The sequence below is a fragment of the Clostridium zeae genome (assembly GCF_017312485.1).
Taxonomy (GTDB): Bacteria; Bacillota; Clostridia; order Clostridiales; family Clostridiaceae; genus Clostridium_AR; species Clostridium_AR zeae.
Map to the genome: position 1 here is coordinate 213,762 of NZ_BMBA01000003.1, position 24,783 is coordinate 238,544.

Annotated in this window: 11 protein-coding genes and 1 riboswitch; of the genes, 2 read left to right on the top strand and 9 right to left on the bottom strand. The window is 32.1% G+C overall.

Annotated features, from left to right (window positions below; all coding sequences use genetic code 11):
- Window positions 1–2: 2 nt before the first annotated feature.
- The 4 genes from J3477_RS15785 to fsa all read right to left on the bottom strand — a co-directional run bounded on the left by J3477_RS15785 (window position 3) and on the right by fsa (window position 7,301).
- Window positions 3–878 carry a sirohydrochlorin cobaltochelatase gene (locus J3477_RS15785; protein ID WP_206870929.1) on the bottom strand — a complete coding sequence of 292 codons (876 nt, stop codon included), beginning with the start codon at window positions 876–878 and terminating at the stop codon, window positions 3–5.
- A gap of 249 nt (window positions 879–1,127) precedes the next feature.
- A riboswitch (cobalamin riboswitch) is annotated at window positions 1,128–1,373 on the bottom strand.
- Window positions 1,374–1,593: 220 nt separating this feature from the next.
- Window positions 1,594–4,779, bottom strand: a complete 3,186-nt coding sequence (locus tag J3477_RS15790; RefSeq protein ID WP_206870930.1) for a cellobiose phosphorylase — start codon at window positions 4,777–4,779, stop codon at window positions 1,594–1,596.
- Between the two features lie 41 nt (window positions 4,780–4,820).
- The gene (locus tag J3477_RS15795; RefSeq protein WP_206870931.1) at window positions 4,821–6,155 is read right to left on the bottom strand and encodes a glycoside hydrolase family 30 protein; all 1,335 of its coding nucleotides are present in this window, start codon (window positions 6,153–6,155) and stop codon (window positions 4,821–4,823) included.
- 465 nt (window positions 6,156–6,620) lie between these two features.
- Window positions 6,621–7,301: a fructose-6-phosphate aldolase gene (gene fsa, locus J3477_RS15800; protein ID WP_206870932.1), complete on the bottom strand. Its 681-nt coding sequence runs from the start codon at window positions 7,299–7,301 to the stop codon at window positions 6,621–6,623.
- A 260-nt stretch (window positions 7,302–7,561) separates the two neighbouring features.
- Between fsa and J3477_RS15805 the strand changes: the two genes are divergently transcribed.
- Window positions 7,562–8,323 (top strand): DeoR/GlpR family DNA-binding transcription regulator, encoded by a 762-nt coding sequence (locus tag J3477_RS15805; protein ID WP_206870933.1) that lies wholly within the window; start codon window positions 7,562–7,564, stop codon window positions 8,321–8,323.
- Window positions 8,324–8,398: 75 nt separating this feature from the next.
- Here the strand turns inward: J3477_RS15805 and J3477_RS15810 are convergent, their stop codons facing one another.
- The 5 genes from J3477_RS15810 to J3477_RS15830 all read right to left on the bottom strand — a co-directional run bounded on the left by J3477_RS15810 (window position 8,399) and on the right by J3477_RS15830 (window position 22,527).
- The gene (locus J3477_RS15810) at window positions 8,399–10,111 is read right to left on the bottom strand and encodes a methyl-accepting chemotaxis protein (RefSeq protein WP_206870934.1); all 1,713 of its coding nucleotides are present in this window, start codon (window positions 10,109–10,111) and stop codon (window positions 8,399–8,401) included.
- A 300-nt stretch (window positions 10,112–10,411) separates the two neighbouring features.
- Entirely contained in the window at window positions 10,412–12,121 is a 1,710-nt protein-coding gene (locus J3477_RS15815; protein WP_206870935.1) for a methyl-accepting chemotaxis protein, read from the bottom strand.
- A gap of 182 nt (window positions 12,122–12,303) precedes the next feature.
- Window positions 12,304–13,113 carry an AAC(3) family N-acetyltransferase gene (locus J3477_RS15820; protein ID WP_228731293.1) on the bottom strand — a complete coding sequence of 270 codons (810 nt, stop codon included), beginning with the start codon at window positions 13,111–13,113 and terminating at the stop codon, window positions 12,304–12,306.
- A gap of 481 nt (window positions 13,114–13,594) precedes the next feature.
- Window positions 13,595–21,082: a glycoside hydrolase family 3 N-terminal domain-containing protein gene (locus J3477_RS15825; RefSeq protein WP_206870936.1), complete on the bottom strand. Its 7,488-nt coding sequence runs from the start codon at window positions 21,080–21,082 to the stop codon at window positions 13,595–13,597.
- Between the two features lie 95 nt (window positions 21,083–21,177).
- Complete coding sequence (locus tag J3477_RS15830) at window positions 21,178–22,527, bottom strand: ABC transporter substrate-binding protein (protein ID WP_206870937.1); 1,350 nt, start codon at window positions 22,525–22,527, stop codon at window positions 21,178–21,180.
- A 559-nt stretch (window positions 22,528–23,086) separates the two neighbouring features.
- Here J3477_RS15830 and J3477_RS15835 point away from each other — a divergent pair.
- Complete coding sequence (locus tag J3477_RS15835; RefSeq protein ID WP_206870938.1) at window positions 23,087–24,769, top strand: sensor histidine kinase; 1,683 nt, start codon at window positions 23,087–23,089, stop codon at window positions 24,767–24,769.
- Window positions 24,770–24,783 lie beyond the last annotated feature (14 nt).

Genomic DNA, 24,783 nt, shown 5'->3' on the forward strand with positions numbered 1-24,783 from the left:
CCTTAAAAATTGCTAGCCATTCCTTTTTTATTCTTTCCTATACCTATGTATTTTTCACTTATGGTATCTTCTAAATGTTCAAGGTATAGATTTTGTATATCAATATTTTCACCTAGACCATGCATATAGACATCAACTTCAAAACCTTCTGTTTGAAGTATACTTTTCCATGAATCATCCTCATCTCCAGCCATATCATTTACGGCATGATCACCTGCTACTAGTAAAAGTGGCATTAACGTAACCCTTTTTATATTATTTTTCCTCAAATTCTTTATAACGTGATTTAAGGTTGGATAACCATCTATAGTTCCTATAAATACTTTGTCAAAATCCTTATCCCAAAACACAGTTTGAAGACAACTATAAGTTGAATTTGCAGGATGATGTGTACCATGACCCATAAAAACAACAGCTTCATCTCTTGGTACTTGGTTTTCTAAAGCGTTCACCATCAAAGTATAATCATCCGGTATATCATCTTCTTCTCCTTTAAAATATAAAAGTGGTCTTCCAAGCTTTATACTTTTAAAATCATTGTCTTTTGAAAACTTTTCTATTACATTTCTTATATAGTCATACTCTAAACCTGGTATAAGATGAAGAGGCTGAACTATTATTTCATCAAAACCTTCTTCTTTTAATTTTTCTAATGCTTCTTCAGGTGTATCTACATGCATGTCATACTTACTAGCAAGTTTTTTTATTACACCGTGAGCTGTGAAAGCCCTTCTTATTTCATATTCATTATATTTTTCTTCTATCAATTTCTCTATCTTTTCTATAGTTAACTTTCTTGTATTTTCATAAGTAGTCCCAAAGCTAACCACTAATATTGCTTTCTTACTAATATCCTTCTTTTTTATTACATCATTCATTAAACTTCCCCCTAAAACTGTGCTTCTATATTCACAAATTAAAAACTTATTCACTATTATTTTAAAAACAAAAAAAGATAATATTCTTCAAAAGAATACTATCTTTACATAAGACGTATATATAGAAATTATGCGTATAAACTATACCTATAACATATAGTATTATTCTGCTTAGAATAAGCATTTATTAACGCATATTAATTCCGTATAAACTATCAATAAAAATAGTACTTTCCCTCCGAAAGACTTACTTTTCCTTAAATTTAGGCAGGTCTCCTGGCTTGTGCTTCTTTCTCTCCTTAACCTTCCCCTTTATAATTAAAGTTCTTACCTAATGTTCTAATCTTAAGGCTTAACTTTATTTCTATATAAGAGTGGTATTAAAAGGTTCGTCTTCACTTACAGTAGCGGGGGCTGCTGCGGATTTAAACCGCATTCCCTTTTCACCTTTCTAAGACTAGTTTCTTGAAAGGCACCTAAATCTGTTATTAACTTGTCAAAATTAGCTTACATTTATATAAGATGTTTGTCAATATAGATGTACCAGTTCAAACTGAAAACTATTTTCAAAACTCCTCTGGGTTCTGAAAGGAGAAATAGAACTGGCATATCTATTCCACTAAACAGATAAATCTTCCTCTATATAGTAAAAATCCACAGCCAAAAAATTACCAGCTGTGGATTATTGGAATTACTTTAATATACAATTTATATTTTAAGATAAGTAAACATCTATGCTTCTGAACTTTCCTTGTCTTATCATTTCAGCATATCGCCCTTCAATTACGCTACCCACGATTTCAAAAGCTTCTTCATCAAAAGTTCTGAGCTCTAATCTTTCTACTACTGCACTATTATCTCCATAGGTATTTTTGCTGCTCTTATTGTGGTAAGTAACAATAGTTTTTCCAAGGAACTTAAAACTGATTTCATTATTGCTATTGAACAACCAATGTGGAAGTATAGGCTTTAGCTCTAATTTTAGTTTTCCATCCTCATACCTAAATACATTTTTACCAGCCATCATCACGAACCACATACTTAGCATTTCTGAGGTTGATCCAGTAAGTCTTGATACAAAACCTCTTCCATGAACTTCTTCATCTGGATTCACTGAGCTTGCTATAAATGATGAGTTTTCAAGAGTACTTCTTCCATAAACCTTAGGATCTATAAAAGGTATCAACGCAGTCTTTATATCTTCAAAGTATTCATCATACAAACCAGCTTTTAATAGTCCTAATAGATATTTGTATTCCATATGAAGGAATATCGATTCTCTTTCTAACCACCCAGCCGTGAAGGCTCTAGCCCTTCCTACTTCATTGGTAGTATCATCTAAAGGCTCTGAAGTCTTATACATATTAAGTTTTTTATCGTATATCTTACTATTTTTTATCTTATTATAAAGTGATTTTGCCTTATCTATATCCTTTAAACTCTTAAGCATTCTAGCTGGGCCTTCAAGGAACAATGGTATTGGAACGCATTCAAATTCCTTTACTAAAACATTTTGATATCCATTTACAGGATTCTTCTTTCCTTCTAATATCTCATACTCTTTAGCTTCGTAAGTTATATAAGTAGGATATATACCATTTCCTAATTCCAAAGCTTTTTCAAGACCTTCACTAAGCTTAGTTCTCAATTTCTTAAAAGTGTCCAGTATATATTTACTTGTTAATTCTTTCTCTTTTCCATCTATTCCAAATCTTATTTTTTCTCTATAAGCTTCCTTTAAATAAGATATCTTATCCCAATACTCAAATTGTCCTATTTCTCCATTATTTTTTCTATTTAAAACAGCATCAACATCAGTGATAAGTTCAAATAATTCTGTGTAAATTGGAACTGATTTATCAAATTTCTCTGAAACATCTATTATAAAGTTCAGAACTCTAACTAATTCTGCTGATTCATTTATACTAGCTCCAAATATTCCAGGCAATCCATTCATAGCATCATTCCAACCTGGCTTATTGGCTTCCATCTCAATTCCCATTCCCATTGGATCAAGATTTACAAATTTATTTAGTGCAAGAGAAATAAGTTTTGCATATAAATTTGTTTCATATATATCCCCAATTCCATTGTCCTTTTTAAGCCAATTAGTATCAGAAAGATGTATATTAAGCTTATGGCATTTTTCTTCATCTTCTAAAATAGCTCCATATTGACGAACCTTACCATTTGTAATTACATACTTATCACTTCTTGGAAGTACCCTTACTGGGCTATCAAAAAATCTATAATCTCTAGTTTCAAATAAAAACTTATCTAACTTATCTGGATATATATTTAAATAATTATCTATAAGATCCATGTTATAAGTCCAGTGATCTGACCAATATCCTTCTCCAAATTCAGCTTCAAAGCCTTGTTTAGAGTATTCTAAAACTCGTTCAACAAGTTCTTCATATGAACACTTTATGCTTACGTTATTATCAGCTATATAGTTAATAAGCTTACCTGGAGTGAATTTATTACTCAATATATTTTTTACATTATTATCTTCTTCATTAAATAACTCAAATACTTCATCAAGCTTTTCTTTATCAAAGGTAAACTCTGATCCTTTTACTGATAAAGGATTGTATCCATCAGCTTGAATTAAATCCATGAATTGCTTAACATTAAACTCTTCTACTTCAGGGTTTATTAAAACATCATTTCTACGATTTTGATTAACATCTCTAAAATTACCATTACCTTGTGAATAGTATGCTGGTTCTATAGAGAAGAAATTATATTCTCTTTCAAGATCTCCGTGTTTTCTTGAGTATACATGATAAACATGATTTTTTCCGTTACCTTTAAATACTAATGGATATCCTCCTCTAAGAACATTATCCATATAACATTGACTTATATATTGATCAAAGAGATGATTTCCTGTTTCTGTATAAGTATTATCAACTAAATCTTCAATTAATTTTCTTGCTTCGTCTTCTTTTACTTCCACATATGCCACATTAAATCTATCTTTTATTGAATTTATAAGTTCAACGCTAGCTATATGTCCATAAATGCTGCATAAAGTAAATTTCTTAGTCAGTTTCACAGCTTTTCCTGAGAAGCCTCCTGAAACTTTGTTCTGTGGCACTTGCTTCTTAGAATATATGTCTTCTAAGCCATTGGCTTCAAAACCAAAAGGTCTAATCAGTGATGTGTTACATCCAAAGATTAAATCCATATCTATTATAGGGCTTATTAACTTATTATCTTCACTAGAGAACGATAAGAAGAAATTCCCCTTATTAACCTCTCCTACTTCTGCAGAATCATCTGTAGTGGCTCTAACCTTATAATAAGCTATATTATTTTCTAAATTAAATACATCAAACCAAGATTTCATAAGATTTGCCATTGCTTGATAATCAGCATTTGTTATGCCATATGGAAGAACTTGAGTTAATCCATCCAACACCTCTATGCACTTTTCAGTGCTATCTAAGTTTTCAACATCAACTTTTCTAATTAGCCCTGCGTAACTTTCTTTAGGCACAGTAAAGTAAGTAACAGTTACCATGATGTTTAAAGTCCTATTGATTTCTTCAATTTTAAGTATATTTTTTTCTATTAGCATCCTTCTTTTCGTATCATCTTTTGATGAAGAAGAAAATATTTCATGTACTTCCCCATTATATTTTATGAAAGTTCTAAACCCTTGTAGCTCAATATTCTTGTACATTAAATGAGCCGGAAAGAACTCCATTATTGTATTATTCTTATCTTTTACTCCAAAGCTTCCAAGTCCTTGTCCACGATTTACATAATATGCCCACATTGGAATACCATCTACACCTGCAACACCTGGAAGAAAGCTAGAGAAAGTTTTTGCTTTATCATAATCTTTTATTATAAATTGATTATCTACATTAAAAATATATTCTACTGCCATATATTCACTACCTTTCAATATTATAAACAAATACCATTAGACTAAAGAATAAATGTAGCTATGGAATGTGCTTCTAAAACATAATTAGCATATTGTCCATCAGCTTCTATATCAAAACTTTCTGTCTTATCGCTTTCATTCATAACAATTAAAGCTATAGATCCATCTTCATTTAGGAAAGCAACTTGTTGAAGCTTTGAAGCCCCATCAATATCGCTATCGATTCTTACAGCGCCTGGCTTAACATATTTACTAAAATGTCCTATATAATAGTAAGAACTATTATAATGAACTTCTTGAGTCTTAGTGTCTGCAACTATAGGTGCATCACAAAGATTTCCAACATGGTTTGGGCCACCAGTTTCATCAAGAATTAGGTTCCAATCAATCCAACCTTCTTGCCAATTTCTAAAGTCACCTATCATATTTCTTGCATATCTTTCACCAGTTAACCAAGAACCTAAGTGTAATCCACCTTCTTGACAACCTTCTGTGAATAAAATATGCTTGTCAGGGTATTTATCATGAAGCTTTGAAAGATTTTCAAATTCCTCAGAAACATACCAATGATTTCCTGTACCATAAACATATTTTGCTGCTTCTGGATCAGATAAAACTGTGTCTGCTCTTTCAAATAAAATATCTCTGTTATGATCCCATATATATATTTTTACATCTGAAAGGCCTTCTCTTTCTAAAGTTGGTCCTAGATGATTTTTTAAGAAATCTCTTTCTTCTTCAGCTGAGTATAGACAGGAATCCCATACCTGCAAAGCTGCTGGTTCATTCTGAACAGTTATAGCCCAAATATCAAAGCCTTCTTTTCTCATTGCTTTAATATATTTAGCATAATAATTTGCCCAAGCTTCATAATACTCAGGAAGTAAAGTTCCACCATGATTCATCTCACCGTTTGATTTCATCCAACCTGGAGGACTCCATGGAGATGCAAGAAGAAGAATTTCATCATTTCTAGATTTTCTAGCTGCATCTATAAAAGGTAGTACCCATTGCTTTTCATGACTTATATCAAAAGTTTTTAATTCAACATCATTTTCTTCTACATAAGTATAATTTCCTAGAGAAAAGTCACAGCTATGTATGTGAACTCTTCCAATTGAATAAGCTAGTCCATCAACTTGATCAAAATATTTTTTTACTATCTCTGCTCTTTTTTCCTCATCCATTTTAGCTAATGTATACGCTGCTGATTCAGTAAAAGCTCCACCAAATCCAACTATTTTCTGATACTTTTTATTTCTATCAATTTTTAAAGTAATATCTGATGATTTTGGTCCATTAAAACCAATTGAATCTTTCTCAGTTAATCTGTCTGCTGTATCTTTTGCTGTCTGAATTATTCTTATTTTCCCCATCTCTACACCTCAACTATTCTTTTCCATAGGTTTTTAATTTTAAATGTATAGCTTTACACTTAATATGGTATAATTTATGCCATTCATGGTAAAGGGGTGTTTTTTTGGTTATAGAGTTGATTTTTTAGATATTACTCAAAAGCGGCTTTTATAAAGTAAAAAAGTCACTAAAGCGACCTTCTTCAGTGAGCTTTTTTTGCGCATCTGCCTTTCCGAATGTACATGAGGAAAATTTGGCAGGCGAATAAGTTTTATTTTTTACTGTATACCAATAAAAAGCTTATAAAGTCGCTGAAATCTCTAGGTTTAGCTACATAAAACTTTATACTTTCCAGTACAGTAAAAAAGATACCCGAATCGAGCTCCCAGCAACTCTGATTCAGGTACCTTTTTTAATCTATGGACTTATGTGTTGCAAACATTAGTATTCTTACCATACAAACAAAATTTATTCTTGTTTATAAATTAAAGCAATTTATCCTTAGTTCTAGTTCCTACACCATATACACTTTCCCAATCTTGTATAAACTTATCCACACTCCAATCAGTTAATGGATGATTCATCATAGCTTTAGCTATATCATATGGTACAGTTACACTATGCACTCCTGCTTTCATGAGCTCAATAACTTGTTGGGTATTCTTAAAACTTGCTGCTAAAACCTTTGTTTTCAAACCATATCTGTCTATTATCTGGATTAAATCTTTTACGGTACCAACACCATCAGCTGATATATTATCAAGTCTATTAACATAAGGAGCCACATAGTCTGCACCAGCTTTAGCTGCTAGAAATCCTTGATGTGCAGTAAATATAGCAGTTGCAGTTATTTTAATGTTTTTCTTCTTTAATTCTTTTATTGCTCTTAACCCATCACTTGTAACAGGAATCTTTACATATATATTTTTACGAAGGCCACTTATAAACTCAGCCTCTTCCATTATATCTTCAAATTTAGTACTTAAAACTTGTGCATGTATAGGCGTTTCATCCCCAATTATATCCCCTATCTCTTTTACTAAATCCACGAAATTCTTCTTTTCCTTACAAACTATTGTCGGATTAGTTGTTACTCCATCCACTACTAATGTTGTATAAAGCTCTTGAATCTCCTTTAAATTACCAGTATCTAATATTAATTGCATTTTGTTTCCCCCTAAATTTTTATTTATATATTTTGCTGCTTAATTAGCCTTATTATGTATTGATAAATTATATTGTTTTTTATTACTTTTTATTGTTTAATCTTATTCTAATACGTATTCCTTATTATTTCAAGTATAAATTTCTTATAAATTAGTGTAAAATAATTATTGAATGATTTTGATTTTTATTTCATAATTAATATAATATTTACGTTAGGCGTTAATTTATATGTGTGTTTAAATAAGTGAGGTGTAAAATTTTGTTTGCAGAAGAAAGATTAGATGCAATTATTAAAATATTGAATAGTGAAGGCAAATTGAAGGTTAAGGATTTAAGCATAAAATTCAATGTTACTGAAGATTGTATAAGGAAAGACCTAAAAACATTAGAAAATCAAAGTTTATTAAAAAGAACTTACGGAGGCGCTGTACAGGTAAGAGAGTCAGCAGAAGATATAGATGTTCTTACAAGGAAAGATGCAGACATAACAACTAAAACCATAATAGCACAAAAGGCATTTAACCTTATAAATCATAGAGAGACTATTTTCTTAGACATCTCTACTACAAATATAATACTCGCAAAACTACTTGCTTCCAGCAGCAAGCAGATAACCATAGTGACAAACATGCTGGATATAGTTAATGTGCTTTCAAAACCTAATAATATTAGAGTTATCTGTACTGGTGGAATTTTAAATAGAAACCTAGATGGTTTTACTGGAGCTCCTACTATTGAAATCATATCAAAATATAAATTTGATAAATCCTTTATTGGAAGTTGCGGAATTGATGTATTTGATGAAAGCATTACTACCTTTGATATTGATGACGGAATAACCAAGAGAGCAGTTCTTGAATCTAGCAAAAAAAGCTATGTTGTCATGGAAGACTCTAAGTTTCACATGGATGGAAATTATAAGTTTGCCTGTCTAAGCGATATAGATTCCATAATAACAGAGAAGGCTCCAAAAGAAGAGGTTGAAGGTATATTATCTGATTTCAATATAGAAGTATTTTAAAAAGTCCTAGAAACCGTGTTAAAATTAAAGACTTCTTATATCCTTTAAGAAAGGATTATAAGAAGTCTTATTCATCTATATTTTAAACTGATTTATAGCTTTAACCATACTTGTTGACATTGAAGAAAGTATTTGAGCTGATTTCGCCACTTCTTCGGATGAACTATTCATCTGCTCAGAGGAAGCTATAATCTCTTCTGAAGAAGCTGAATTTTGCTCAGCAACTGCAGAGGTACTACTTATCTTTGATATTATATCGCTTTTCTCAGAACTAACAGTCCCCATAGATTCTCTTACGTTCTCCATAAGCGGTATTACTTTCCCAACCATTTCTATTATTTCTTTAAAAGAAGTTATTGATTGATTTATTATATCTATTTGATCTGTAAATTCACTATTTACATCATTTGTTGTTGTTACTACTTCGTTGCTTTCTTTAGAAATAACTCTTAATAAATTGTTTATCTCTGAAGATGCCGCTTTGCTTTGCTCCGCTAGGTTTCTTATCTCATTGGCAACTACAGAAAATCCTTTTCCAGCTTCCCCTGCCCTAGCAGCCTCAATAGCTGCATTTAGTGCCAGTAGATTTGTTTGGTCAGCAACACTATTTATAAGAGATGTTATTGCATTTATTTCCTTTATATTAGTCCCTAACTGATCAATTTTTTTGGTAACACCATTAAAAGAATTGCTTATAGTTTTAACTGAAAATATAAGATTTTGCAATTGATCATTACTCACATTTGCCATTGATCCTACAACTTCCGTAATATCATTAACATCTTTAATAATAGAGGCCATGCTATCAATTTCTTCTCCAAATTCATTAACTATTTTAGCTATATTAATTAACTCATCTGCTTGAGAAGTTGACCCTAATGCAACTTCTTGTATTGAACCACTAACTCCTTGGGAAGATGAACTCATCTCCTCTGCCACTGCTGACAGAGCTACTGCGTGATTATTTATCTTATTTGCATTTTCATTTACCTCACTTAATATTGAGGAAATAGAGTCTACTGTAACAGCTAATTCTCTTTTCATAACACCAAATTCACTACTTTCATTTCTCTCTATGTCTATAGTCAAATCTCCTGATGCCAATATTTTTAATTGAGAGGTAAATATTTTTATTGATTTTTTTATGTAAGTTAATGTAACCATAGAGATAATAACTATGATAATAGCTACAACTATAGAAATTGCTATAAAAGTATTTCTTGTACTAGTAAATTGCTGTTGGCTTAGCTTACTAGTGGCATCAGATGACTTTTTTTCACTTATAACTAGCTTGTCTATGTTTTCTCCTACTAAAAGCCCCGCATTAGTATAATCATTCATATATTCTTTTGACATTACTTCTCCAATTCTTCTTTGTTGCCTAAGTGGAGAAAACTTATCCATATATTTTTCATAAGATTGCTTAAGTTCTGATATAAGCTTATCTTGTTCTTCAGTATTTTTTGAGGTTTGAAGCTTACTCAGTAGAGATATTATTTTGTTATTAGTATCACTCACTGTCATTGCCATAGTCTCATCATAGGGTTCGCTTATTATTTTTGAGATAATATTCTTCATACCATTAAATGCACTATCTACATCTACTAATATTCTCATATTTTCCAGCTCATTGTCATTAATTGATTTTAAATTATTATTTATTTTATATAAGTTAGATAATGAAATTACTCCTACAATTATTAAGGAAAGTACAGACATCGAACATATTGCTAGTATTCCTTGCACAGTTCTTGCATTCTTTAATTGATTTCCCTTCTTCTTCATCATTTAATCCTCCAATTATATTGATGTACTCTTAGTTATAAAACTTATATTTTAAGATTTCCTAACCATAACCCACAAGAATTTTATGAATGGATTTTGAGTATAACCGACACATCTTTAGTTAACCGTTTACAAAAGGTGCCTTAACATAATTTTATATATATAATTTTAAGATTAAAAGTAGATAAATTTTAGAATCAGGTGTTTTTTTTCAGAAATTAAAAAAGGCAGCCTTTAGTTTACCGCCCATATGCTATCAATATATAACACTTGGAATGGATATCTAACTGGCTACCTTTTATATTATATCTTAAACTTATTAATCGCTTCTACCATACCACCTGACATTTCAGAAAGGAGTTGTGCTGAACCAGCAACTTCTTCAGAGGAACTGCTCATCTGCTCTGAAGATGCAGTTATTTCTTCTGCAGAGGCTGAATTTTCTTCTGCAACTGCAGATGCATTTCCTATCCTTCCAATAATCTCAGTCTTTTCAGAATCAATGTCTCCCATTGCATCACTTACTTGCTTCATTAAAGGTATTACATTTTCAACTAGCTCTATGATGTTTTTAAAGGAAACTATTGATTGGTCAATAACATTTATTTGACCTGCAAACTCATCATTAACAACATTAGTAGTATTTACTACCTCATTTGTCTCTTTTGATATTACATCCAACAAGGTGTTTATTTCTGTAGAAGATGATTTACTTTGTTCTGCTAATTTTCGTATTTCATCAGCTACTACTGCAAATCCTTTTCCAGCCTCTCCCGCTCTTGCTGCTTCTATGGCAGCATTCAAAGCTAACAGATTAGTCTGATCAGCGATACTATTTATAAGAGAAGTTATACCATTTATCTCTTGTATATTATCGCCAAGTTTATCTATCTTTTCAGCAACCTTACCAAAAGATTCGCTTATAGTCTTAACAGAAAGTATAAGGCTTTGTAGCTGCTCATTACTTAGATTTGCCATAGTACTTATAGTTTCAGTTGAACTATTTACGTTCTTTACTGTTTTTGAAATATTTTCTATAGCTTGTCCAAACTCATTAACAACACCTGCAATAGTCATTAATTCTTCTGCCTGAGATGTTGATCCTACCGCAACCTCTTGTATAGCATTACTTACTTCTTGAGATGATGAAGTCATTTCCTCTGAAATCGCCGATAAGGATAATGCTTGTTCATTCATCATTCCAGCGTTTGACTTCACATCACCTAAGATACCTGATATAGCTTCTACAGTAACTGCAAGTTCTCTTTTCATTATTCCAAATTCATTCTTTTCATCTTTGTCTATATCAACTGTTAAATCCCCAGAAGCTACAAACTTCAATTGTTTTGTAAACTCAATAATGGATCTTCTTATATACCACAATATAAACATAGATATGATAGTCACTAAAGCTACTACACCTATAGCAATTGCTATAAAAGTGGTCTTTGTTGATAAGAATTGCTCTTCACTTTGCTTACTTATAAGGTCAGCAGATTGCTTTTCACTATCTACAAGCTTTTCTATACTTGTACTAACTCCAGTTCCAACTTTAGTATACTCATCCATATATGCTTTATCCATAGCTTCTCCGACTTTTCTTTTTTCAGCAAGCGGAGGGAACTTTTGCATATATTGATCGTAATATTCTTTCATATCACTTATTATCTTATTCTTATCTGCAGTATTACCTGATGTATTTAATTGATCTATTAAACTTCTTATTTTTGTATCTGTATCTTTAATTGTAGTAACCATAGCTTCATCATAAGGTCTATCTATTACTTTTGTTAGAACATTTCTCATACCATTAAAGGATCCATTAACATCTCCTAATATTTTTATATTCTTAAGTTCTTTCTTGTTAATAGCGTCCAGATTACTATTTATTTTAGACATATTTGTTAGTGAAACTATACCCACAACTATCAAAGAAACAATTGCAATAAGCCATAGAGCCACTATTCCATGGACTATCTTAACATTTTTTAATCTTTTTTCTTTCTTTCCCATACTACTCCTCCAAATAAAATAAATTTAAAACAATATACCTCTAAAACACGATTTAAATCTAATGGTTTTTTTTACTAACTTTTTTTAAATAATATTAATTATTAGTTATATTATCGTGCATTACTTTATTATATTGATAGTCAAAATAATTTTTTTTGGAGTGGGCACTAAATAATTATTTATCATACCTTGCTTACAATTCTATTTTTTTCAATCCACTTTACAGCATAATCTACTAAATCTCTTTGCCTCATAAATCTTACATTTCCATTGCCAATATAGGTAATTTTAACTTCATATTCTTTTTCAAAATCTCTGCCTATAGCTTCAAAGTCCTCACCATCTACCGACAAGGTCTCGTAAGTAACCCATTTTCTTTCTCCATTAACCATAATAGCACTACTGTTATATTCATTATGTTTACCGTCATACTCAGCAATTACATCTGCTAGATGAAGAGAAGTGTTCTTATCATATCCTACTCCTATTAACATTACATATCCATCTAAATCATATAACTTATCTATAGGCGAACCTTTGCCAAATATATTGGATAAATCATGATCCTTTATCAATAACTCTGCATTTTTTCCTGCGGCTGCAAAAGATCTCACTGGATGGTCACTTCTTTTTGCGTTTGGCCAAGTCCTAAACATTTCTGAAACTGCCCCCATTGTATTTGTTGGTGTAATAGCCTTATCATAAGCTGGCCAATTATCTCTTATTATTTGGTGCCACTCTTCCGGTTCCTCCCAATGTACCCCCATACTAGGATCAAGGTTTTTCCACGTTTGAGTTGGCATCATAATAGTTCCTTCTTCTCCGACGGATTCTAATAGAGCTTCTATTACAACTTGAGGACCTCCACAGACAAATCCTAGACTGGTCAGCGATGTATGAACTATTATATTTTGTCCTTTTTTAACTCCCAGTGCTTCAAATCCCTTTAATAAATCATCCTTTAAAACAATCTTTCTGTTCTCAATTTTCACTTCCAATACCCCCTATATCCTTTTGATACCATCTTTTTTTATTAACTTTGCTGGTAATATAATATTTTTATATTTCATTAGTATTTTTCATTATATAGATATACACTTCATCTCGTACTACTTTGAAAATCATTTGTGCTAACGCTTGCACAACATTGTCTGACATATAACAGCTATCCATATTTATAAATGGTATATGCACAAGCTTACTCTGAATATACTATCTCTCTATCTGAAAGTTATCAACAAGACCTTAATCACCTTCTTTAATCTTATTTAGAGTTCATGTTATCATAACTTCCCATATATAACAATAAGTTAATTAGATAACTCCTTAAATCCCTGAAATCTCTAGGTTTAAAGGGCATAAAATCTTAGTTTTACCTATACAATAAAAAGACCTCTAATAAGACTTTCATTTGGAATTTAAGAAAGAAAAAAAGGCCACAGCTTATAGCTATGACCTTTGCTTATTTAATGCTTATTTAACACTTCTTTTTCTAACTAAAACCCCTGCACCTAAAGCTAACATCATTAATCCTAAAATTAATAATATATTACTGTCAACAGTAGAACCTGTCTTAGGCAGTACTTGTTCTCCAGTAGCAGCTTTTTCAGCGACAATGAATTTAGAGAAATGAGCTGTTGTGAAGGTTACCTTATTGCCATCTACTTTTGTGTCCATAATTTCAAATTTCTTTGTACTTTCATTATAGTAGAACACTGCAATATTATTTTTGTCCAATCCTTTCAACTCTTCATCTGTTAATATTAAAGATATTTGAGCCTTGCCATCAGCAAAGTTGTGTATATCAACTTTAGAATCACCAGTTACTATAGATAAACCAAAATTGTATACTTTTTTAACACCTTTAATATTTTTAGTTATATCATTACCATCTTCAACAGTAAAGTTTACAACTACTCTTGAACCCTCTTTTAAAAGACTCTTGCTTATAACCGAGAATGGAATTACAGCATCAATATTTGTGCCTTTTACTTCTATACTTCCATTACCATTCTTAATAGCAGATGTGTCTGTCACTTCTAGAGTAAATCCTTTTGAAGCATCTTTTATTTCAATTACATTATTACCATTAGTTATCTTTGATACTTGAATTATCTTCTTGCCATTTTCATCTGTTATAACAATTCCGCTTTGATTGTTTCCATTTCCAGGATTATTATTGCCACCATTGCCTGGATTATTACCGTTATCTCCTGGATTGTTATTACCACCGTTTCCTGGATTATTGCCGTTATCTCCTGGCTGTTGTGGAACTTCTTTTACTGTAATAATTCTTTCTTTATTTATTACATTGTCTTCCTTATCAACTACTTTATATACAACCTTGTAAGTTCCAGCCTTAGTTGTATCAACATTATTTGAAACCACTTCTACCTTAGAAGTTAAATCATCTCCATTTATATCTACTGCTTTTACGCCATCTAAAGGATTAAATTTATCTCCTACATTTATAGTTAAGTCATTTGTATCGATTGCTCCCATGCTCAAGACTCTTACTATAAAGAAGCTTACTGAGTTATTTCCAGCAGCATCAGTAATAGCTACTTTTACTCTAAATACTCCATCCTTTGAAGTATCAACAACATGTGTTATTACTGCTTTAGCTGTAACATTTCCCTCTTTATTATCAGTGATCTTTAATCCTAAATCTTTTATAGGATCAAAACTAGAACCTACAGGAATCACTGCATTGTGACCTTCTATAACTGGTGCTATAGCATCTTCCTTAACACTTACTTTAAAGCTCTTTTCAGCTTTATTTCCTGAAATATCAGATACAGAAGCAACTACTTCATAAGTGCCAGCTTTATTTACATCTAGCTTGCTATCATCTAAAGTCACCTTGCTAGTAATATCTCCATCCATATCATCTACTACGCTTAGTCCTAAAGCTTTAATCAAGTCTGGTTTTTCACCTTGTTGAACTACAGCATCATTTCCATATATAGTAGGTGCAGTATTGTCATTAGTGTATTTTAAAGTTAATGATCTTATATTAAATCCATCAATATCAACATAAACTCTTAAAGTTTGCACTCCAGCTTGAAGATAAACAGGTGTTGAATCAGAATTAGCCCATTTATTCCAATCTCCGGTACTCGGCATTTTTGTTCTACCAAGTTCCTTGCCTTGACCATCTTGTAATACCGCTACAGGTACTGAACTTACTGAATCTGCATAGTTGTAAGATACTTTGTAAATACCAGCTTTTTTAACATTAACAGAGTAATCCATATAAGTTCCAACGGTAGTATCCCCTATATTTTTCACCCCATTTTTAGTCTCAATAGCATAACCTTTATCTCTTGAACCGCCAAATACGCTGTCAGCATTTATTACAGTTGCATCCCCTGCATTTTCTGCATTAACTACTTGAGGAGCTTGCTTCTTTGAAATCTTTATTGAATCAAGAGTAAAGCCTCCGTTTACGACTTCAATTCTTAATGTTTGTACGCCAGCCTCTAGCCTTACAGTATCCTTAACATCAAGTGTACCACCCCAGAACTTAGCAAAACTTAAAGTTGCAATATTTCCAGCTACGTTTGTATCCTGTCCAACACTTAATTTTATTGCATTAGTAATTGCCGCATTATTGTTGGCAGTATAAGTTATAGTATAATCTCCTGCTTCAGGAACATCTAAGTAATAATCTATTCTATTTCCTGCTTGAACATTACTCTTAAGTGATCCCTTAGCTCTATATGCCATGTCCTCAGTTAAGGTGATTTCTTTATCACTTACTGTATATGGAGTAGGTTTTTTATCACTCTTCTCGCATGTAATTGTAGTAGTTAAAGTACTACCACCAGTAGAATCACTATAAGCACTTACTGGAACATTTACTACCAATGGTAGATTTTCATAATATAGTGCTCCCCATTTTAAGTGTAATCTTACATGCGTTGCATCTATATATTCTGCTGACTCAAGCTGAACGTATTTTCCTTCAGCCGCATCACCTGATAGTGTAATATCTCCTACTTTATCTTTATTAAGTGTTCCTCCAGTTAGAGTAACATCTACAGAACTTGTATTCATTGGTATAGATTCTGTAGCAGCTATCTTCTCTACATCTGGATTAGCAGTTATTATAAAGCTGCTTCCGATATTATAAGTTTTGTCTGACAAGCCTGCAATTTCTTTTGCTGCCATCAATACATTTATAGTCTTATCATAATCAAAATCTGAGCTAGAACTTCCATGAAGTGTAATCTTAGCTGTTGTATCATTAACTCTTGAAACCTCGTAGTCTATACCTGATGGTAGATTTTCTAGCTTCCAGTTGGCTTTTGTAAGTGTTTCAGCAAACTTCCCATCATAAAGGTTTACGTTAATTACACTACCTTCTTCTAGTCCTTCGTTAATAACATTATTGGTAACGCCAATTGCAGAGCCCACTGTAAACCAATCTAAATTAAAGCCACTTTTAACTAATAATTTAAGTGTATGCTCACCCTTTGTAAGATTTACCTTAGTACTTTCAACCTTCCAAGCTTTCCAATCTCCTGTTGTCTGAAGATCTACAGTCTTAACTAGCTTGTTATCTGAGTATAGATCAAAGGATGGAACACTATTTGCTGAAGCAATATTTAAATTAAGAGTGTATTCTCCATCTTCAGCTACATTAACTTTATATTCCATAAAGTCATCTTTATCTACAAATCCAACCTTGCCATCTTGTATTACCACACCTTGTGAATTGATGTAGTTCTTACCTTCTATTCTTCCTGGAAGGTTATATATAGAAACTGCCTTCTCAACTTTAATATTTTTTATATTAAATTCGCCTGCATCTATATTAAATCTAATTTTTTGCAGACCTTTGTTTGTGAAATTAATTGTATTTTTAACTGTAAAGTAGTTGCTCCAGGTCTTGTTATCCCAAGCTGATTGCTGAACTAAAACATTCGTTAGTTCCTTATCACCAAGCATAACATGTATCTGTCTATTTTTCTTAGCACCATCGTCATAATTACCCCATGGTGTAGCTGTTTCAAAAGTCATGTTATATAGTCCTGCTTCATCTACGTTTACATAATATTCAAGGTAATTTCCATCATGTACATATCCTACATGATCTCCATCAACCTTTATATTTGAGCTTGCATCTGTAAAATTAGCTGAACTGAAGGTTCCTGGTAATTTGTTTATTTTCTCTGTTGCTATTGGATTCCACTTGTAAGTAGCTACATTCTTTGCAGGTATTGTTGCAGTGATTTGTCCACCACTACTTGTTAACTTGAAGGATTGTGGAGCTTCTGTTTGGTTAACTACAACTGCAACTAATGAACCATCTGGGTTCTTAAATACAACATTTGTTACTGTATCCTTTGAACCATAATCACTATCTATTCTTACAGCTCCAGGTTTTATAAACTTAGAGAACTGACCTGTTATATAATACTCAGGAGTTGCCCAGTAATTATTGTGATCATTAGCATCTAATACAAACATTGTAGGGTCTGGAGTTCCAGTCCATTGTTCTGGTGATATATTGCTATCTAGCATTGTTACCCATGAATTATAACTTTCAGCATAGTTTCTATAATATTGAATTATTCTATCTGCACCTGAAGTTCCCCAAACTGATCTTTCAGTTAGATTTACAGAATGACCTGGGAACATATTGTGAACTTGTGTCATAGCTGTTGGTTCTCCACCATAATCATGGAAGGCTATACCATCTATTGCAGCTTTTCCAGCATCGTTATTCATTGCTTGAGATGCAAAACTTACACCACTATCAAAATTATGATCAAATGCCCAAATCTTAATATCCTTGCCCTTTAGTACATCACTCTTAGCTATATCAGCCTTAATAGCAATGGCTAATTTTTGCTCTTGTTCTGCAGTAATATAGCAGCTTGGATAATCTATTTGAAGTCCTGGTTCGTTTTGAAGTGTCATCGCATATATAGGAATTCCTAACTTTGCATACTCCTCAAGATATCTAGTGTAATACGTAGCAGCGTCAGCAATATGAGCATCGCTTAACTTACCGCCCTTTATTAATTTCCCATTATTCTGATAGCTTTCGCTACTGCTTGTTTGCTCTTTCATCCAACCTGGAGGTGTCCATGGTGATGAGAATAACTTAAGGTTTGGATTAATTTTTAGAGCTTCTTTTATTGTTGCTACTATATTGTAATCTATATCTTTTTGTACCGAGAAGCCCTTACCAGTAGTGTTGTACCAATCTGGTCCTGAAGTTCCTGGAACATTGTCGTAATATGTGTAGAATTCTCTTCCTGTGAAGTCTGCTGTACCTATAGTAAGTCTCATTAGACTCATACCAGCTCCATCTACAGGATCAACTAACTTCTTTAAAAATTCAGTTCTTTTCTCAGGTGACATCTTAGATATATTATTAATTGTTGATTCTTCAAAAGATGTTCCCATACCTAAAAAGCTTTGATATTGCTTTGAATCATCAATCTTTATAGAAGTAATTTTTGAATCATCTTGTGTAGTTATATCAATATTATCCTTCTTAGTTAAAGTATTTGATAAATCCTTTGGAGCATCATACCAGCCCATGCTTCCTGATTGCTCTGAAGAACTCATATATACTTCAACAGCTCCTGCTTTTACAACTGGACCTGAAGGTGTAGTTCCTGGGTTTTGTCCACCACCATTATCATCTCCAGTTTCTTCATAATCACCAATTCTAGTGAGATTGATCCAATTGATATTAAAATTACCGTTACCAGCCTTAAAGGTTAAAGTCTGTTTTCCAGCTTTTAAGTTTGCAACACCTTCAACAGTCTTCCAATTTTGCCATCCACCTGTATCTGGCACACTTACTTTAGTAAGATTCTTTGAACCTAAAAATAACTGAGCACCATCTGTTGATCCACCTGGGCTTGTTACTCTAAATTCAACCTTATACTTTCCATCTTGAGCTACATTGATAGCATAATTCATCCAGTCTCCACCATCAATATAACCAACGTTCTTTCCGCCACCCTGATCACTAGTGTTTTCAGTTTGGATTCCCTTCATATCTGTATAAGCTTCAGCTTCAATCTTTCCTGGGATAGAAATTGAATTATCAGGTACCACTGGTTTTTGTGGCAATACTGCTGTTTGTCCTTTTTTAAGTCCATATCCAAACTTAAATAAAGCTTTTGCGTCATCATTTTTGCTTGTAATGTCAGAAGCATACCATGGCCAAGTTATATTTAACTTTCCAGTAAAATCATATTTTCCAAATAAAACATCAGCAACTCCTTGACCTTCTGTTCCTGGAAGCCATGCTTCTACTAATCCATCCATATCATCTATTTGATCGGCTATAGTTAAAGGTCTTCCTGAAACTAAAACAACTACAACTGGAAGATTTGGATTCGTTTCTTTTATATTTTTAAGAGTTGTTAAATCATCTGAATCAAGCTTTAAAGCATCTGGAGTTCTATCTCCATCAGTTTCAGCATATGGTTTTTCACCTATAACAACCACTGCCACATCATTATCTGCTGATGCTCTACCACGCATATTGTAAGTTACTTTAACATCACTGCTTACAGTATTCTTTATACCCTGTAATATTGTAGTTCCTGTAGTGGTATTACCAGCAGCTCCCTGCCAAGTTATAGTCCATCCTCCACATTGAAGTCCTATATCGTCTGCACTCTTTCCAGCTACAAGGATATTCTTTTTATCTTTTAATTTACCAACTATATCATTATCATTCTTTAATAAAACTAAGGATTCTCTCACCGCTTGTCTTGCTATGTCTCTATGTGCTTGAGATCCTACAGTGTTAAGCAAATCTCTTTGCGCATATGAATCCTCGAACAAACCTTGCTCAAATTTAACCTTTAATATTCTTGTAACTGCATCATTGATTCTGTCCTGTGAAACTTCATTTTTTTGAACTAAGTCCCTTAGGTTTGTAATGAAGCTTCTCCATGAATTTGGAACCATGGCCATATCAATTCCTGCATTTATAGCTTGCTTTATCTTATCTCTTTCAGTTCCTGAAAGCTGTGCTATACCTTCATAGTCTGATACTACTATTCCTTTAAATCCTAATTGTCCTTTAAGAACATTGCTTAAAAGGTCAACATTACCGTGACACTTTTCACCATTTATACTATTGTAAGAAACCATAACTGATCTAGCACCAGCATTTATTGCTGCTATATATGGTGGAAGTAATTCATTTTTTAGAGTTTCACTAAGATTACTAATTACAGCATTTCCTTGATTTACTCCATCAGTAGTTAATCCTTCACCAATATAATGCTTTGCTGTAGCAATTACAGTATTATTCTTTTTAAGAGTTCTACTTGGGTCATCCCCTTGTAAACCTTTTACATAAGCCTCACCAAGCTTTGCAGCAAGCGCTGAAGTTTCTCCAAAGGTTTCATAGGTTCTTCCCCATCTTTCATTGTGAGCTATTCCAAGTGTTGGCGCAAAAGTCCAAGTTACACCCGTTGCTCTCATTTCTTCTGCAGTTGCTTGACCAATCTTCTTTACTATATCAGCATCTCCTGATGCTCCAAGACCTATGTTATGTGGAAAGATTGTTGCTCCAAAAACATTATTATGTCCATGAACGGCATCTACTCCATATAATATTGGAATTCCAAGTCTAGTTTCTGATGCTGCCTTTTGGAAACCATCGACCATATTAGCCCAGCTCTCAGCAGTATTTGGAGTAGGAAGTGATCCACCTCCACTTAAAATCGATCCAAGAAAATAATTTTTTACATCTTCAGTAGTAGCTGTCTTTCTTTCAGCCTGTACCATTTGTCCTATCTTTTCATCAAGTGTCATTCTAGACATAAGATCAGCTACTCTTTCATCCACTGAAAGTCTAGAATCTAGATATTTAGGAGCGTCCTCTGCTTTTACAATGGATGATACTCCATTTCCTAGAACCATAGTTGTCACGAAGGTTGCTGTTAAAAATCTGGATAACCACTTTTTTAACATATTTGTTATTCCCCCCTTAAATGTTTAATCTTCTCTCTAAGCTTTACCTTTAACATTTTGTACTAATGCTATCCAGTTAAAATAACCTTAGTACCTCACTTTACATTGCTTATATTTTCACTCTTTACCTCCTTATCTATCTCTTTTAGAAAGTAATCTGGGCTTATCCTTCCTGCTGCCAGCTGATAGCATAATTCTTCTATGTTTAGCTTAAAATTTGGAGTCAAGCTATCATGCCATGAGGTGCCACTCAACGATTTTGAATTATTGAGTATGCTTACCAATTCTTTTTGTATCTTTGTTTCTTTTTTATTTGAATAGTTCTCATACTTTTGCGCAGGAACTATTAACCCCTTTTCAAAACCCTTTTTAGCCCAATTTTCAGGCTTCATTAAGTACTCTAAAAACTTTATAGTCTCATCTTTAACTTGGGATCTAGAGGATATGGCATAACCTCCACCATTCCAGGCAACCAGAGCATCATCATTAGAGTTAGACTGTAATACTAAAGGCATCTTACTTACCTCAATTTGATTTCTAAACTCCTCAGGTAATTCTGTATTGTTTACCATTCCAATCTCCCATGAACCAGTGTATATCATAGCGCTCTCTTTTTTTGTAAAGAAATTCATAGAAGTATTGTAATCAAGTTGTGTCATTGTGCCTTCGATGCCACAAGCATCTATAAGTAGCTTTAAATCTTCTGCTGCTTTTTTAAATACAGGGTTATCTATAAAGCTCTCCTTACCATGTATAGCATCATATATAAAACTTTGATCTTGCCCCTCCATAAGCACTAATTCCTGATATAGTAGTGCCAAAGGCCACTTATCCTTAATATTTATAGTAATTGGAATAATTCCTTTATCTCTAAAACTCTTGCAAACCTCGATAAGTTCTTTAAAATTTTTCGGAATATCTATTCCATTTTTATTAAATAAATCTTTATTATAATAAAGAGCCATATAATCCATGCTTTTAGGAACACCATATAGTCTTCCATCAAGACTAAAGCCTTCTAATGCCCCATCTTTAAATTCATCTTTTTTAAACTTATTGGTATCAAGTTCGCAAGCATATCCACCTTTCATCACTGGATAAAAGAAAGATGGCTGTCCCCAAACAAAATATATATCTGGCAGATTATCACTTATGGCATATGCCTTAAATCTCTGTTTATAGGGTTCATCTTGATATGCTTCCACCTCAATATTTACATTACTATTTTCACTCATGTATTTATCTATTAAGAGTTGTTCAAGCTTTCCTTGACCAGATTCTCTTTCTGGTAAGTTAGATAGAAATCTTATAGTAACTTTTCCATCTTTATGATAACCTTTACTTGATGTAGTACTAATAATATCACTGCTACAGCTAGTGCAAGTAATCACAATAAACACTGCTATTACTAAATATCTAATAATTCTATAACTTTTTATTCTCATATATTTCTCCAATTTGTATATGTTTTTATCTACCACTCTGTACTAGAATTTATAAATACAGTTAATCTACAGAGTAATTATATAAACCTTAGGTAAAAATTAGTAGTATGCAAAATTCAGAAAATGGTATTATTTTTCAGAACTTAAAATTTATTTAACAATAAAGGATCGTGTTGAAATTAAGTTGTTATTCATCCAATGTTTTAACGAGCTTGCGCAAAGAATTAATAAGTTATATTTCTATAAATTGAAACAGTAATTCTTTTAATGTAAAATATAATTATATATACCACTTTTAAACAAAATAAACGTATCAAAAAAATATCATTACTAGTTAAATTGATTATTAGTATATTTTTAAATCATGGACTAGAATGTGTATATTTGGCAAAAACTAATCTATCCAATATAGAAGGAGTCACATATGAGTTACCTGAAGAAACATTTAGTAAAATTCAATATAAATTATATGAATCTTAGTATCAAAAATAAGATATTAATTTTTTATGTCTGTATTTTGTCTATAATTTGTTTAATATTAGGTGGTTATTCTTATTTAGTGGCTTCAAAATCTTTAAAAGATGAAGTAACTTCTATCAATATTAAGGACATTAATCAAACTGCAGATAGCATAAACTTCTTGCAAAAGGATGTTACTGACCTCTCTACATTTATATGTTTAAACCCATTAATTCAATCTTTAGTAACTACTAACGAATCTTCTGACGAGTATGAAAAATTCACTAAGTACGGATTAGAACCGTTAAATATACTGCTTGCCTCTAAGGATTATATAAGCTTTATAGTTATATATGGTGATAAAGGTTCAAAATATTATTTAAGTAAGGATGGAAGTAATGGGCTCTCCTCTTATGATGCTGTAAAAACAAATGAGGTTTACAAAAACGCACACGACTTAAAAGGTGCTCCTTTATGGGTTAATATAGGAAGTAGAAAGAATATACTAATTTCTGATAACAGAAGTCCTAAGATAGCAATGGTTAGGACTATTATAGATACTAATACTCTAGAAGAATCAGGACTTATGGTAATCTGCATAAATACATCATTTATTGAAAACCTTTACTCTCAAGGTCTAAAAGGTTCCGATAGTATCGCGCTTATAGATGATAAGAATAATATTATTTCATCTAAAGATACAAAAAGATATCTAAGTGGTACAAACCTAGACAACGTTTTTTCTAATCTAACAGAAGATAATAAATATAAAAATCTAAGCCTAAATGGTTCAGAGCTTTTAGCTACTTCTAGTGTCATAAAAGAAAGTCATTGGAAATTAATATCCCTTACCTCACAAGTAGAAATGTTTAAAAGTCTTAGTTCCATAATGACAATGACGCTTACAGTAATCGGATTTTGCCTTATAATTTCATTTTTTATATCAATATTTGTTTCATCTAAGCTTACAAACCCTATAAAACAATTATTGGCTTCTATGCGAAGAGTAAAAAGTGGAAACTTTAAAGAAAAAGTTGATTATAAATTTAATGATGAAATAGGAATGTTAGTATATCAGTATAATGATATGATTGATAACATACAAAATCTTATTAACAGGGTTTATAAGCTGCAGCTTAAAGAAAAAGAAGCTGAATTAAAGGCTCTGCAAGCTCAAATCAATCCTCATTTTTTATATAATACTTTGGATATGATTTTTTGGAAATCAGAAAAAGCTAAGCAAACTGAGATAAGTGAAATGGTGTACGCTCTATCAAAGCTATTTCGTACTACTTTAAATAATGGACAAGATTTCATCTTAGTAAAATCAGAAAAGGAATTTATAGAGAACTATCTGCTACTTCAAGGTAAGAGGTTTAGAAATAAACTTGAATACTCTGTAGCTATTGATGATGATATACTTGGTTATTCAATTCCAAAATTGATAATACAACCTTTCGTAGAAAATGCAATAATACATGGTACAGAGGCTGATAGTGATAAAAGCTATATTTCTGTAACTGGGTCCGTTGTAGAAGGGAGCTTGGTATTTTCAATTGAAGATAATGGTAATGGAATTGATGACGAAACAATAAATTCTTTACTTAATAGTAATTCCACCAATTCTAACCAGCTTAACAAACAAAAAGGTTATGCCATAGGAAATGTAAATCAAAGACTATCACTTTACTTTGGAGAAAACTACTCATTGAATATGGAAAGTAAAATCGGACTAGGTACAAAAATTATAATATCTATTCCAATTAAAGATATATCACTTTAATATAAAGGAGATAA

What these genes read in the sequence shown, in the direction of transcription:
- J3477_RS15815 (WP_206870935.1), bottom strand. Translation starts at nt 12,121, where the DNA reads ATGGGAAAGAAAGAAAAAAGATTAAAAAATGTTAAGATAGTCCATGGA.
- J3477_RS15830 (WP_206870937.1), bottom strand. Translation starts at nt 22,527, where the DNA reads ATGAGAATAAAAAGTTATAGAATTATTAGATATTTAGTAATAGCAGTG.
- J3477_RS15795 (WP_206870931.1), bottom strand. Translation starts at nt 6,155, where the DNA reads ATGGGGAAAATAAGAATAATTCAGACAGCAAAAGATACAGCAGACAGA.
- J3477_RS15825 (WP_206870936.1), bottom strand. Translation starts at nt 21,082, where the DNA reads ATGTTAAAAAAGTGGTTATCCAGATTTTTAACAGCAACCTTCGTGACA.
- J3477_RS15785 (WP_206870929.1), bottom strand. Translation starts at nt 878, where the DNA reads ATGAATGATGTAATAAAAAAGAAGGATATTAGTAAGAAAGCAATATTA.
- J3477_RS15810 (WP_206870934.1), bottom strand. Translation starts at nt 10,111, where the DNA reads ATGATGAAGAAGAAGGGAAATCAATTAAAGAATGCAAGAACTGTGCAA.
- fsa (WP_206870932.1), bottom strand. Translation starts at nt 7,301, where the DNA reads ATGCAATTAATATTAGATACTGGTAATTTAAAGGAGATTCAAGAGCTT.
- J3477_RS15790 (WP_206870930.1), bottom strand. Translation starts at nt 4,779, where the DNA reads ATGGCAGTAGAATATATTTTTAATGTAGATAATCAATTTATAATAAAA.